The organism is [Chlorobium] sp. 445, assembly GCA_002763895.1.
GTDB lineage: Bacteria > Bacteroidota > Chlorobiia > Chlorobiales > Thermochlorobacteraceae > Thermochlorobacter.
Genome location: NSLH01000027.1, coordinates 19,745 through 32,935 on the forward strand (window position 1 = coordinate 19,745; position 13,191 = coordinate 32,935).

The window sequence follows — 13,191 nt, forward strand, 5'->3', positions numbered from 1 at the left end:
CAAATACAGATGACACGTTTTTGTCAGTCAATCATCGCCCTGCATATTGCAGTTCATAATACTTCTGATAGTCGCCCGACAAAATGCGTTCCCACCATGGACGGTTGTTGAGATACCACTGAATCGTTTTGGGCAAAGCTGAGTCAAAGGTCTCGACAGGTTTCCAGCCGAGTTCTCGCTGAATTTTGGAAGAGTCAATTGCATAGCGGCGGTCGTGTCCTGGACGATCTGTAACAAAAGTAATCAAGCTTTCAGGCTTTTGCAGATACGCTAAAATGCGCTTGACAATCTCAAGATTCGGCATTTCGTTGTTGCCGCCGATATTATAGACCTCTCCCACTTTCCCTTTGTGCAGCACAGTGTCAATGGCGCTGCAATGATCTTCGACATACAGCCAATCGCGCACATTCATGCCATCGCCATAGACCGGAATGGGTTTATCGGTGAGCGCATTGGCAATAACAAGCGGAATCAATTTTTCAGGAAATTGATATGGTCCGTAGTTATTGGAGCAGCGCGTGATAATACAGGGCAGTTTGAAAGTTTCTACATAAGCACGAACCATAAGGTCGGCGCCGGCTTTGCTAGCAGAGTAGGGCGAGTTCGGTTGAAGCGGTGTGTCTTCGCTAAAGTAGCCTGTCTCGCCGAGTGTGCCATAAACTTCGTCCGTGGAAATTTGAATAAATCGCTTGACTGAAAATTCCTTTGCAACTTCCAAAAGGATTTGAGTGCCTAACACATTAGTTTCGACAAATACTCGAGCACCAAGAATGCTCCTGTCAACATGTGATTCAGCCGCAAAGTTAATAACAACATTAATCTGATGGGCTTGAAAAGTAGCACGAAGTGTGTCAGCATCGCAGATATCACCTTTGACAAATGTGTATCGTGGGTTACGCTCGACCGATTTGAGATTTTCTAAATTCCCTGCATAAGTAAGTTTGTCATAGTTGATAATCTTGTAAGTGGGGCGCTTGGCAAGCATAAATCGGACAAAATTCGAGCCGATAAAGCCAGCACCGCCAGTAACCAGAATGTTAAGGGTTGGCGTGGGCATAGCGTTGAGATGTTTTTATGGTTTTCTGATTGCAAAACTGTTTTGGTGCGTATGGATGAGCTAAAATGCAAAACTGCAGCGATACTCTCAAAAAAGCATCATGTGCTTAAATCCGCAACACTTGCCAAAGACAAAAGCGCCCCAATAGAGATTAGCGTGCTATGAGGGGTGGAGTGCAGAAAAACTCATCAGGTGTGTAGAGCACTTGCCAGCCAGAGACAAGAGAGGCAAGCGTTAGCCATATCATCAGCGGCACAAGCAGAAGCGCATAATACTTGTTGCTGGCTTGAAACCCGAAATAGAGGTTGATTGCATTGACGATAAACATGCCGAGTGTTGTCAAAAAACCCAAAATTGGACTATGCAACCCGAAGTAGAACCAACTGAACATTGAAAAAAATGCCCAGAGTAAGGCGTAACTCCAAAAAAGTTTTGGCTGATAGAGTTCGCTGTGCATAGTTTTGACTAGGCGAAAGCCAGCGATAACCATCAAAATCTGTAGCGTGATCCAAATCGGAGCAAACGCCCAATCAGGTGGCATGAAGGGCGGTCGACCAACCTCATCGAGATACATGCGTGTAGCAAGCCAGCCACCAGAAATAAAATTCATGGCGATGTAGAACAAAACGCCGTGATACCAGCGCAAGCGTGACCAAAACTCGGCTTTAAGAAGACCTTGTAACATTATGAACGCAGCAAATGAGGATTCGCATCAATAAAACTTTTCCAACTGCTGTAGCGGCGCTTTTGAGTTTGCAAACGCACATTGCGCAGTGCATGCATCTCACTCTCAAGCAGAGCGTGATGTTTGAAGGCATCGCAAAGTGCAAGACCAAGGGCATCGCTGGCATCAAGAAATTCTCCTGTAGTAGAAAGATTAAGCAATTTTCTTACCATAAAGGCAACTTGCTCCTTTGAAGCATTGCCAGCACCTGTGAGTGATTTTTTGACCTCACGTGGCGAGTATTCAAGCACTTCTAACCCATGGTTCATAGCTAAGACTTGAATTGCCCCGCGCACTTGCCCTAACTTGAGTGCCGATTGCGCATTCTTGCCGTAAAAGGCGGTTTCAAGCGCAAGGCGCGTAGGACGATGCTGCTCAATAAGCACAGCAAGTTCATCGTAGAGCTTTTTTAAGCGATGTGGAAATGACGCTTTAGCATTGAGGCGCACCACGCCAAACGCAAGCGTAACGAACGCATTATTTTGCTGCTCAATTATGCCGTAGCCTGTCGTAATAGAGCCCGGATCAATACCTATCGTACGCATGAGAGCGAAAATTTGTTAAAGAAAAAGATATGCATTTGCTCCGAATGTGCAGTGCACCTACTGCGGTCGCTCAAAGATAAAGAACATTGGACGCTTATCCCCAGCCGAGCGGTTGCGCGTCTCGCCATTGGTATCATAGACGATGTAAATAGAACTGCTATCCATAGTTAGCCCTTCGGCTAAGCCAAAACGCATGGAGCCGTACTGCAAACTGTCATGAGAGACCGCTTGCTGAAATGACCAACAGGTTTTTTCAAAAACGCTGTCGCGCTCAATCGAGAGTTCAACGACGGCTTCAGCATTGCGTGCAAGCGCAAAGAGCCGGTCATTTTCGTAGTAGAGGTCGGCAAAATCAGGCACACGTTTTTCGCGCAGCGGAATTGCTGTGTAATCGCACACATAAAATGTGGTCTGAAACGGCTCAGTCTGAAGCTCAATCAACCCGCGTGGGGAGTGCTCTGCGGCAACATAGAAATGCGTCGGTGTGCGCAGCGCAAGCCCTTCGGGATAGGCATTGAACTTTTGAAGCAAGCCAGCAGCTTTGGCTTGTTCTTCAAAACTTGGAGTAAGCCACTTTGTGGTTTTACCATCATGACTGACAAAGAAAATGCGGCACTCCGATTCACTAATGATGTAGAAATTGCCAGCACTATCGCACACAATACCTTCAAAATCAGGGCGCAGCGCAGGTTTCTCAAAACGCAAGAAAGGTTCGGCTATGACCTTATCGGGCTCAATCGTGAGCTTAAAAATCATATCGCCGTGGTCATCGCTGACACTGTAAAGTGTATTTTGGTACAGCGCCAGACCAGAAAGTTCCAGATCGCCAACAGACGATTCAACAGGTAACGCGGCTTTGAGTTTAAGCGGTATTTGCTCCACGCGGTGCGGCAGATATTGAACAGGTTTTGAGGGAGAGCAGCCAAAAAGAGCCAGTGCTAAGAAAGAAATAACAGGAAGAAAAGTCAGTTTCACGTTGCAAGGTTTGATGGTTGAAGTTGAAGACTAAAGATATAAGTTACAATTTCAGATGGTGTCTGTTCTTGAATGCATAGCAAGTTGTGCTTGACGGTCGTATCTGACATGTAGCATGTAGTTTTAAAGTTACGATATTTTCTATTTTGCTAGAGCGCAAGAGGGCAGTATTTTGGTGCGCATCAAGAAACCATTTGTTTCAAAAATGACAATTGAGACGCAATTTACTTTAGAACATCCCCCCGAATTTTATGTGCGCGAAGACCTTCTCAAAACCAAGTGGCAGCGCATTGCGGCGATTGCTGATAAAATCAAGCTGGGCGGTGGCAAATCGGCGATAGAAAAGCACCATGCCAAAGGCAAACTCACGCGCGCGAGCGTATTCAAAGACTTCTCGATAAAGGCTCGCCATTTTTAGAAATTGGACTGTTTGCAGCCTATGAAATGTATCAAGCTGAAGGTGGCTGTCCAGCGGCAGGGGTTGTCGTCGGCATTGGCAAAGTACATGGACGCAACTGCATGATTGTGGCAAACGATGCGACGGTCAAAGCCGGGGCATGGTTTCCGATGACCGCAAAGAAAAACATCAGGGCGCAAGAAATTGCGATGGAAAATCACTTGCCGGTCATTTACCTTGTCGACTCTGCCGGCGTGTATTTGCCGATGCAAGATGAAGTCTTCCCCGATAAAGAACATTTTGGGAGGCAGTTCAGAAACAATGCGGTGATGAGTTCGATGGGCATCCCACAGATTGCAGCTGTGATGGGACCGTGTGTTGCAGGTGGGGCATATTTGCCGCTCATGTGTGATGAATCGCTGATTGTCGAAGGTACAGGTAGCGTGTTTCTTGCTGGGTCACATCTTGTGAAAGCCGCAATTGGTGAAGTCATTGACAACGAAACCTTAGGTGGCGCAACCACACAGACGTTTATTTCGGGCAATATCGACCACAAGATGCCAAACGATGAAGCTTGCTTGCAACGCATGCGAGAGCTGGTGTCGCAATTTGCTGACAAGCCAAAAGCAGGATTCAGTCGTATTGAGCCAAAACCGACGAAGTATCCGACATCAGAAATTTTAGGTTTCATCCCAGAAGACCGCACAAAGCCCTACGATGTGATGCCGATTATTGAGCGAATCGTAGATGCAGAATCTTTCATACCGTACAAGGAAAACTATGGCAAGACCATAATCTGTGGTTATGCTCGCCTTGATGGATGGGCAGTGGGGATTGTGGCAAATCAGCGCTTGATGGTAAAGAATGCAAAAGGTGAAATTCAAGTCGGTGGCGTGATTTATTCAGACAGTGCAGACAAAGCGGCACGCTTCATCATGAATTGCAATCAACGCAAAATTCCGCTCATCTTTTTGCAAGATGTAACGGGCTTTATGGTCGGTAGCCGTGCTGAGCATGGCGGCATTATCAAAGATGGAGCAAAGATGGTGAATGCGGTCTCAAACTCTGTCGTCCCAAAAATCACGGTGATTATGGGCAACAGTTTCGGGGCAGGTAATTACGCAATGTGCGGTAAGGCATACGATCCACGCTTTATTTTTGCTTGGCATACGGCGCAAATTGCGGTTATGGGCGGCAAACAAGCCTCAGAGACTCTGCTCTCTATCAAGCTCGGTCAGCTCGAAAAAGAAGGGCGTAGCATCAGCGACGAAGAGAAAGCCAAGTTTCTGAGGGAAATTTCGGAGCGATACGAGGCGCAAATGAATCCGCTTTATGCGGCAGCACGTTTATGGATAGATGATATCATCGATCCAAGAGAGACGCGAAACATTTTGGCCTATTGCCTCGAGCTGGTCAATGAAAACCCAAACCTGCCGGTCTTTAATCCGGGCATAATTCAGACCTAAGCACATGAGAAGGAGCGTAAGAGAGCAGGGAGAGTGGTACACCGGAGAGGACTCGAACCTCCAACCGCCAGAGTCGAAATCTGGTGCTCTATCCAATTGAGCTACCGGTGCATGAGTGAGGCAAACTTACAACAAATTCTTGAGGCACACTAAACTTGTGTGGCTTGTAGTCCTGTGCAGAGTGTCTGCAAGTTGCATGAGTATCAATCGCCAAACTCCATCAAGTAGCGCTCAATGAAATCATCGATATCGCCATCCATGACATTCTCGACATCGAAGCGTTCATAATTGGTGCGGTGATCTTTAACACGTCGGTCATCGAAGACATAGCTGCGAATCTGCGAGCCCCACTCGATTTTCTTTTTCTTGCCTTCCAGTTCGCGCCTTTTAGCTTCTTCTTCTTCACGCTTGATTTGATAGAGGCGTGATTTAAGCATTTTCAAAGCGCGCTCTCGATTCTGCAACTGCGAGCGTTCTTGCTGACAGGCAACCACAATGCCTGTTGGCAAATGTGTAATGCGTACAGCTGTTTCAACTTTATTGACGTTCTGACCGCCTTTGCCGCCGCTGCGAAACGTATCAATTTGCAAGTCTTCACGACGAATTTCAATTGGCGCATCTTCAGGTGCTTCAGGATAAGCAAACACACTGGCAAAAGAAGTATGTCGGCGCGCATTGGCATCAAACGGGGAGACACGCACAAGACGATGAACGCCGTTCTCCGCTTTAAGATAGCCGTAAGCATAATCGCCGATGATTTCTAGCGTGGCGGTTTTAATGCCAGCGCCTTCGCCTTCTTGATAGTCGTCGGTATAGACTTTGAACCCGCGTCGTTCTGCCCAACGCATGTACATTCGGTAAAGCATCTCTGCCCAGTCTTGCGCCTCGGTGCCACCGGCGCCAGCATGGATGGTCAGAATCGCATTGCGTTTGTCGTCAGGTCCAGAGAGCATGTTTTGAAATTCCATCGCGCGCACCTCTGACTCTAACTTTGCAAGATGCTTTTCGGCTTCGGGAAGGTAGCTGGCTTCTTCGAGTGCTGCGGCTACTTCAAGCGATTCAGCTTCAGCTTTCACTGCAGCATCAAGGCGAGCAAAAGCTTCCGTCCAAGATTTGTGTTCAGAGATTTCTTTCAGAATTTTCTGTGCAGCAGCAGGGTCATTCCAGAACGTATCGGAGGCAGTTTGTGCTTCCAGTGCCTTGATTTTTTCAAGGCGAGTGTCAATCTCAAAGAAACCTCCGGAGCGACTGAAGGCGCTCGTTGAGCGCGCGCACGCGCTCGAGTTCCGCTTCAAACATAGCGTGGCTAGAGTTATCTGGTTAATTTTTTCAGGCAGCAAATGTAGCAAATTTTGAGCCGATATGAAAACATCGTGGCACGGCTTATCTATTGATAGCCAACAAAAAGTGGTTTTGGTTTCTGAAGTTTGCACCTTTAACTTTGCGCCAAATTTTAACGACATAACATCGAAGACAAAAACCGTATAGCATAGCTCGGCTGCAGTGCTTGAAGAGTTGTGACAAATTTTCTCTGATGAAGTCATCCTAATGAATCCAACGCTTGAAAAAACTTTCTTTGCGCTTCGCTCACCGTTTGCCCTGAAACTCTACATTCTGATTGCTGCGCTGATTGCGTTGTTTTTCTTCTTCGACAGAGTGCTGATGCCACTGTATGTGAAAGGTGGAGAGATTGTAACCGTGCCCGATGTTACTGGCAAAGCGTTTGAAGAAGCCGAACAACGCCTCAAGCAGTTAGGACTAGTGGCAAAGCGGGGCTATGAGGTCTATGACCCGAAGAAAAAACTGGGCACGGTGCTATCGCAAAATCCCTTGCCGCAGTCCAAAGTCAAAGCAGGACGAAGCATCTATCTGTCTGTCAACACTGCACGACGTGAGAACGCACCACTGCCTGACTTCAAAGGGCGAACTCTGACAGACGCAAAGTTGACGTTGGAACGTCTGAGCTTGCGCTTGGGCAAAATCGAAGAAGTGCCTGTAACAAAAAAAGAAGACGATGGCATGATTCTCTCGCAGAGTATTGCACCCGGCACAACTGTCAGCGTAGAGACAGTGATTGGTTTTAAGGTTGGACGATTGCCCGCAGAAGGGGGCGTGCAGCAAGGCGTAGTGCCTGATGTCTTGCAGCGGACGCTCAGCGAAGCCGAAGCCCTAATTGTAACTGCAGGCTTCACGATTGGAGAGGTGCGCTATCGATACTCCACATCGCTTGTGCCAAATACCGTCATTGCACAGTCTCCAAAACAAGGCGAGCTTGCCCCATTAGGCAAACCCGTTGAATTGGTGGTCTCGACCAATGACAAACAGAAGGAAAAAGAGAAACCGCTGATAGAGAGCGAAGAGGACACGACCAGTACGCCCTGATAGCTTACACATCGTTTTCTTCGAAATCGTCAGAATCAGAAGAGAAGGGCGAATGCGGTGGAAGGAGTGGCTCACCGCGAAAGTCCAAAATCAGATTCAGGTAGCGCTCAATAAGCGCCGTCTTTTGGTAGTGACCGAACTCACGGTAACTGTTGCGCAAGTTGTTGAGCGTCCGCTCCAAGATGTCTAAAGCTGACGCCTTCGCAAAATACTGGTCGACAGCACCATAGCCCTGATTTTGCAAAAACCGAATGCAATCCTGTTTGTCTAAAATTCGTCCTTGATTGAAAGGGTCAATAAAGCGTTCTTCACCGCCCGGCGTTTCGTATTTGAGCAGGAAGTGCCCCGGCATATTGACGCCGTAGATGGGAAGATGGAAGCGTTCAGCTAAAATCAAATAAATCGTGCCAAGTGAGATAGGAATACCAAGTTTGCGATCGATCACACGGTTGAGATAACTATTGTCGGGCTCATAATATGCCGCAGAGTTGCCACGATAGCCTTGCTTTTCAAAGAGAATGACGCTCATCATGAAAATTTTATCAATCTCGCTCATGCTCGTGGTGAAGTATTCGAGTCGCAGAAGCGATTCAAGCTGCTGAAATTCTTTATGGTATTTGTCCAGATCGACATCAGGATAGCCAATTTGCATAACCAGAAACGCGTAGGTTTCGAGCGTGGCATTGTCCATAAAGCCACGTAGAAATTGCGGTGAGAGTTTCTGAAACTGAATCTCATCGATAAGGTCTTCAATGCGGCTGGAGATACGACCGGACGTAGCGTTTTTCTTTTCAACCATCACGCGCAGAATTTGTGAGGCTTCAGGATGGTCGGATTGCAAAGCGCTAAGCAGTTCAGTACGAACACTCTGGAAGACCGTCTCATCTTCATCATCCAGAAGCGAGAGTACAGCGTTAAGTTTGGAATCGGAAATCTGGTGACTCATTGGTGCAAAGAGTTTAGCAATAGTAAATGCAACTAAATTTAGAGCCTGCAAGCCAATACGTCAAGACTACTTAGTGAGGAGCACTCACTGTGTGAAGTGCATAGAGACGCATGCAAGGCTTGTTTGTGAGATTCAAAACATTCAATTTTAATTTAACTCTAGCTCTTGCCATGAAAGTTTCTTTGCTGTTTGCGCCGTTGTTGCTTGGGCTCATGATAGCTGAAAGCCGGGCACAGATTGGCGGCGCCGCTGCGCCTTTTGCCCGAATGGGATTTTCAGCGCGTGGGGTTGCGCTCGGTAATGCAGGCGGCGCAGTTATCAGCGCAGGCGAACTGCAGCCCTATTACAATCCTGCGCTCATCAGTTTTGCAGATTATTATGATGCAACGCTCACCTATACCTTTCTCACACTTGATCGAAGTTTGAACTTTGCTTCATTCTTAGGCAAAGTTGGACCGACAGCAGGGCTTGGCGTTGCATGGATAAATGCTGGTGTCAGCAACATCGACGCGCGTAACCGTGATGGCGAACCCTTAGGCTCACTGAGCACCTCAGAAAATCTCTTTATGCTCTCTTTTGCAAACCGATTCACAGATGATTTTTCAGTGGGCTTAACGCTGCGCGGATACCTTGCCTCACTGGCTAGAGACCTGCGAAATTCTTTTACCGTAGGCTTCGATGTCGGCGCGCTATATCGCCTCACGCTCGATTCGCTCTCGACGCTGACGCTAGCACTGAGTGCTGCTGATATCTTATCGCAATACCGTTGGGATACCACACCGATTTACGACCTGCAAGGCACAACCACCACCGACCCGATGCCGCTTGCCTTGCGCGCAAGCCTTGCCTGGCAGCGCAAAGGACTCTTAGGGTGGCAGACCGTAGTACTCGCTGCTGAAGTGCAAGTCTTGACCGTGGCTTTGGAAGGGCGCCGCACCGTGTTCGTGACAGAAGGCAGCCTGGTGCGTCAAACACTCGAGAGTCAAACCCTGCGGCGCTCTGAAGTACATCTACGGCTTGGGGCGATGCTGCAACCTGTACGCGCCCTGAAATTTCGCATCGGTATTGACCGCGTGGGACTGCAAGGCGTCACCCTACTTGAAATCGCTACACCAAGCATGGGATTTTCAGTAGAATATCCAATCGAGCGTGTCTTAGCAGCGCTCGATTATGCCTTTGTCTTAGAACCAAACGCGCCCATCGGCATGAACCTGATTTCTCTGAGCGTGAAATTTTAGAACCAAAGCACGGCGTTTATATCCAAGCAAACATTGCGCAAAACGTACGAATACGAACGCATGACGCAACGCACAGCTATTTTGCTGCATGGTCTCTTTGATACAGGAAAAGTCTTTTTAGACTTATCGGCACGATTGCACAAAAAGGGCTTTCGTACGCTGGCGCCAGACCTTGTACCAAATGATGGAAGTGTCTCGATTGCTACACTTGCAGCGCAACTAAAAGAAATTATTGAGCGCAAAGTTGAACCCTCAGAGTGGCTGGCTCTCATTGGCTTCAGCATGGGCGGTATTGTGGCGCGCTACTACTTACAAGAACTGAATGGCTATCAGCGCACACAGCGCCTCATTACGATTTCAAGTCCACACCATGGCTCGTGGCTGGCTTATGCCGCTGAAGGTGAAGGTATAAAAAGACTTGCGACCAAAGAGCCACTTGCTGCAAAGACTCAATGCCCGTGCCGACATGCTCAAGCCGCTCAAGCCGCTCTCGCTCTGGACCCCGCTGGATTTGATGATTGTGCCTGCACACAGCTCTGTGTGGCAACAGGCAACAAACATAGCCTTTAATGTCATAGCCCATCCTTTGATGCTGCATTCAGAAGCCGTGCACCGCACACTGGTGCACGCACTGCTGGAATCAAAACCTGAAAAGCCGATCCATGAAAAAATTTCAACGCAAAATTAAGGCTGCGCTTTGGGCACTTCTGCTGGCAAGCGGGAGCGCAGCATGCAGCGATAACAATACCATGACCGATGTGCAAGAAGAGCCCCCCACAGTGTCCTTTCTTGCCGTAACGCCCGCACAAGTGGATTTAGATACCGTGCGCTTCGAAGCCAACAATCAAGCCAGTGTGCGCTTCAGAGTGGAGGTAACAATTCAGTTCAAAAATACTGCAATTCGCAATGTGCGCGCTGCATTCGTAGCGCAGACCGACCCAGAACCGCTGGCAAGCGCTGAACTCTTACCTCGTGCGGGCAGCACAACAAGTGCGCAATATGCTGGCGACTTGAATGTGCGCCTCACGCGCACCACAGTCGGACACTTTACAGTGGTCGTAACGCCCTTTGATGTCTTTGGACAAAGCGGCGGCGATGCGCGTCAAACTATCCGTATCACGGACTCGCGTGCCAGCGCCCCAACTTTGCTCAGCGTCGAATCGCCCGACACCGTGCGCATCCCTGAAAGCGGCACACGTCTGATTCAAATCACCGCACGCGCCACACACCCAAATGGCGTAAACTTTATCCGAGAAGTCCGAGCTACACGCACCGATAACCGCGCCATTACCTTTCAATTGCTCGATGATGGCGAGCGTAACGGACTCAGCGGCGACCAAACCGCAGGCGATGGCATCTTTACCGCAACACTGCAAGTGCCCTCAACCAACACACCAGCAACTCGCACCTTTGAGTATCAAGCTATAGACCGCGCAGAACGGCTGAGTAATATCATCTCAAAAAGTATTATATTCACACGATAATCCCTTTTTCACTCTCGATTATTAAAAATTCTGGTAAATGCAGGCGTTTTGCCAGAGAGCATGAGACCGGTGTGAGGGCTTTTTACAAAACTTGAAATAACAAACGATAAACTGAAATCAGAATCACTATGATGATGAAACTTGGACTATCCAAACTCTTCATTCTGCTGCTGCTGTCGCTAGGTGTACTCAGTTGTGAATCTGTCCAGCAAGTCTATCTTATCGTCAATGAAGCAGGCACAACACCAAGATTGCTCTACAAAGATGTGCAAACCAACATCGGTGTTGCCATCAGCGGTACCTACCGCTTGATTGGACCAAGTTTGCGCAACGACCGCGTCCGCCTTGAAGCTGTACAATCTCTCATACAAATCGAAATTGAAAATAAAGGCACAAAACCCATTGAATTTGACCCACGCAAACTGCAATTTATCTCTACTAACTATCTCTATACAGAACTCAGCGAATTTCTCGAAAAAAATAAAATCAACGCAAAGATTAAACAGAGTCGCTGCGAAATTCAGCCTGGACAAGGTGAAAAATGCTATGCCGCCTTCATTGCTGATTTTGGCGACTCTTCTGCCGTCGTTCCGTCAGATTATGTTCCACAAGCGCGATTGCCTAAAACCGAACAAGTGGTGCTCGTCTGGAACGATGCCATGAAGTATGGCGGGGAAAAACTCAATCTCCCTGTTGTGCGCTTTAAGCCACAAGAATAACAATCAGTAGAGCTGCTGAAAACAGCAGAGCGACCCCATAAACCAATCGTGAGGTTGTGATACATATCACACCGTGCTACGCGAATCTATCGTAGCTTGACCAAAATTTTAATACTGCCCCTGCAATGCCGTGCATGTCCAGGGAACTAAAGAGAACTTAAGAAACAGAGAACTTAAGAGCTTACTTGATGCTGTAAAGGTAAAGGCAAGACGCACCAAGCCCTGATTCACCCTATGCCCAAAACACTTCACTGTTGAAAAAACACGTGAGGCCAAGAAGAAGAACGTATTGACAATTATCATCTCAAAATCATCTCAAAGAACGTAAAGCCACGCATGGAGGGAAAATGAAAAAGAACTTCGATCTCAAATTTTGCTTGACACTGCTTATGACCTTAAGCCTATATGTGCCACTCGTTGCACAAACAACCTATACCAGTTTACAGAGTGGACTTTGGAATACATCAACTTGGTCTCCGTCAGGTGTGCCCGGTACAGTTGAAGGCGATGAGGTGATAATTGACGCAGGGCATACAGTAGAATTAAACATCACTCCAGCGCAGACGCTTGCAAAAGTTACAGTCAAGAATGGAGGTACCCTGCGGTTTAATCCAACTGGCGGTCCAAAAACGCTCAAAACGCGAGATGTGGAGGTGGAAGCAGGCGGCAAAATAGAACTGATGCCCGCATCTTTCATAACTCATCAGTTGTGGATCACTCCGCTCTCGACTGATCCACCAAATCAACCGACAACATTCCAAAACAATGGATCGGTTGACTTCAATGAGACTCTGACGGACTGCGTCCTGAGATTTACACGTAATACGAAGGGACCTCAAAGACTCATAGGGACTGGAGCGACCTTGTTCGATTTAGGACCTGTGGTGATGGAAAACCTTAACACAACCCCACCGACAACTGATTTTCAGCCGTTTGCAGAACTTGATGCTACACAAGTTATCGGTGAAGCGGGTGGCAGCTCAATCTCAATGCAATCACTTCTGATTGAAAACAAAGTAGGGCAAGTGAGAGGAACACGAACCCCTTCTCTTTGGAATTCTAATCCTCCGTATCCTTTTTACCATTTTCATATCGATATCGTGAAGATAATCCTACGGTGGTCTTGGTCAATTTGACCATAGGGACTCTGATTGTTCAACAGGGAGTTATGATTCTCAACGGCAACAATGGTGCCTCACTAAGCCATACGATAAGCAGCATTCAGATGGGAAGCACAAATAGCATCGCACTCGAGTAC

12 protein-coding genes, 1 tRNA gene and 1 pseudogene are annotated in these 13,191 nt (G+C 47.7%); 7 read left to right on the top strand and 7 right to left on the bottom strand.

What is annotated here, in order from left to right; all coding sequences use genetic code 11:
• Positions 1–31: 31 nt before the first annotated feature.
• From rfbB to CMR00_10210, 4 genes are all read right to left on the bottom strand, one after another.
• On the bottom strand, positions 32–1,057 hold the full coding sequence (gene rfbB, locus CMR00_10195; protein ID PIO47477.1) for a dTDP-glucose 4,6-dehydratase: 1,026 nt from the start codon (positions 1,055–1,057) through the stop codon (positions 32–34).
• 151 nt (positions 1,058–1,208) lie between these two features.
• Positions 1,209–1,742, bottom strand: a complete 534-nt coding sequence (locus CMR00_10200) for a hypothetical protein (protein ID PIO47478.1) — start codon at positions 1,740–1,742, stop codon at positions 1,209–1,211.
• Entirely contained in the window at positions 1,742–2,326 is a 585-nt protein-coding gene (locus CMR00_10205) for a crossover junction endodeoxyribonuclease RuvC (protein PIO47479.1), read from the bottom strand. The genes CMR00_10200 and CMR00_10205 overlap by 1 nt, the downstream gene beginning before the upstream one ends.
• Before the next feature lie 57 nt (positions 2,327–2,383).
• A complete protein-coding gene (locus tag CMR00_10210; GenBank protein ID PIO47480.1) occupies positions 2,384–3,301 on the bottom strand; it encodes a hypothetical protein in 918 nt (305 codons plus the stop codon).
• 205 nt (positions 3,302–3,506) lie between these two features.
• Between CMR00_10210 and CMR00_10215 the strand changes: the two are divergent.
• Positions 3,507–5,164 (top strand): annotated as a pseudogene (locus CMR00_10215) (methylcrotonoyl-CoA carboxylase).
• Positions 5,165–5,198: 34 nt separating this feature from the next.
• Here the strand turns inward: CMR00_10215 and CMR00_10220 are convergent.
• Positions 5,199–5,275, bottom strand: a tRNA-Arg gene (locus tag CMR00_10220).
• Between the two features lie 92 nt (positions 5,276–5,367).
• Positions 5,368–6,627: a peptide chain release factor 2 gene (locus CMR00_10225; GenBank protein ID PIO47489.1), complete on the bottom strand. Its 1,260-nt coding sequence runs from the start codon at positions 6,625–6,627 to the stop codon at positions 5,368–5,370.
• A gap of 85 nt (positions 6,628–6,712) precedes the next feature.
• Between CMR00_10225 and CMR00_10230 the strand changes: the two genes are divergently transcribed.
• On the top strand, positions 6,713–7,546 hold the full coding sequence (locus tag CMR00_10230) for a hypothetical protein (protein PIO47481.1): 834 nt from the start codon (positions 6,713–6,715) through the stop codon (positions 7,544–7,546).
• A 4-nt stretch (positions 7,547–7,550) separates the two neighbouring features.
• On the opposite strand, the gene CMR00_10235 is transcribed toward CMR00_10230, so the two are convergent.
• Entirely contained in the window at positions 7,551–8,492 is a 942-nt protein-coding gene (locus CMR00_10235; protein PIO47482.1) for a hypothetical protein, read from the bottom strand.
• A gap of 170 nt (positions 8,493–8,662) precedes the next feature.
• Here CMR00_10235 and CMR00_10240 point away from each other — a divergent pair, with 170 nt between their 5' ends.
• From CMR00_10240 to CMR00_10260, 5 genes are all read left to right on the top strand, one after another.
• Complete coding sequence (locus tag CMR00_10240) at positions 8,663–9,730, top strand: hypothetical protein (protein PIO47483.1); 1,068 nt, start codon at positions 8,663–8,665, stop codon at positions 9,728–9,730.
• A gap of 33 nt (positions 9,731–9,763) precedes the next feature.
• Positions 9,764–10,300, top strand: coding sequence for a hypothetical protein (locus CMR00_10245; GenBank protein PIO47484.1), 537 nt, complete (start codon positions 9,764–9,766; stop codon positions 10,298–10,300).
• Between the two features lie 92 nt (positions 10,301–10,392).
• Positions 10,393–11,214, top strand: coding sequence for a hypothetical protein (locus tag CMR00_10250; GenBank protein PIO47485.1), 822 nt, complete (start codon positions 10,393–10,395; stop codon positions 11,212–11,214).
• Positions 11,215–11,342: 128 nt separating this feature from the next.
• Positions 11,343–11,933 (top strand): hypothetical protein, encoded by a 591-nt coding sequence (locus tag CMR00_10255; protein PIO47486.1) that lies wholly within the window; start codon positions 11,343–11,345, stop codon positions 11,931–11,933.
• Between the two features lie 347 nt (positions 11,934–12,280).
• Entirely contained in the window at positions 12,281–13,069 is a 789-nt protein-coding gene (locus CMR00_10260) for a hypothetical protein (protein ID PIO47487.1), read from the top strand.
• Positions 13,070–13,191 lie beyond the last annotated feature (122 nt).

Bases quoted from the DNA above. Each gene is read 5' to 3' on its own strand.
- rfbB (PIO47477.1), bottom strand. From the start codon at position 1,057: ATGCCCACGCCAACCCTTAACATTCTGGTTACTGGCGGTGCTGGCTTT.
- CMR00_10200 (PIO47478.1), bottom strand. From the start codon at position 1,742: ATGTTACAAGGTCTTCTTAAAGCCGAGTTTTGGTCACGCTTGCGCTGG.
- CMR00_10205 (PIO47479.1), bottom strand. From the start codon at position 2,326: ATGCGTACGATAGGTATTGATCCGGGCTCTATTACGACAGGCTACGGC.
- CMR00_10225 (PIO47489.1), bottom strand. From the start codon at position 6,627: ATGTCGTTAAAATTTGGCGCAAAGTTAAAGGTGCAAACTTCAGAAACC.
- CMR00_10230 (PIO47481.1), top strand. From the start codon at position 6,713: ATGAATCCAACGCTTGAAAAAACTTTCTTTGCGCTTCGCTCACCGTTT.
- CMR00_10235 (PIO47482.1), bottom strand. From the start codon at position 8,492: ATGAGTCACCAGATTTCCGATTCCAAACTTAACGCTGTACTCTCGCTT.
- CMR00_10240 (PIO47483.1), top strand. From the start codon at position 8,663: ATGAAAGTTTCTTTGCTGTTTGCGCCGTTGTTGCTTGGGCTCATGATA.
- CMR00_10250 (PIO47485.1), top strand. From the start codon at position 10,393: ATGAAAAAATTTCAACGCAAAATTAAGGCTGCGCTTTGGGCACTTCTG.
- CMR00_10255 (PIO47486.1), top strand. From the start codon at position 11,343: ATGATGATGAAACTTGGACTATCCAAACTCTTCATTCTGCTGCTGCTG.
- CMR00_10260 (PIO47487.1), top strand. From the start codon at position 12,281: ATGAAAAAGAACTTCGATCTCAAATTTTGCTTGACACTGCTTATGACC.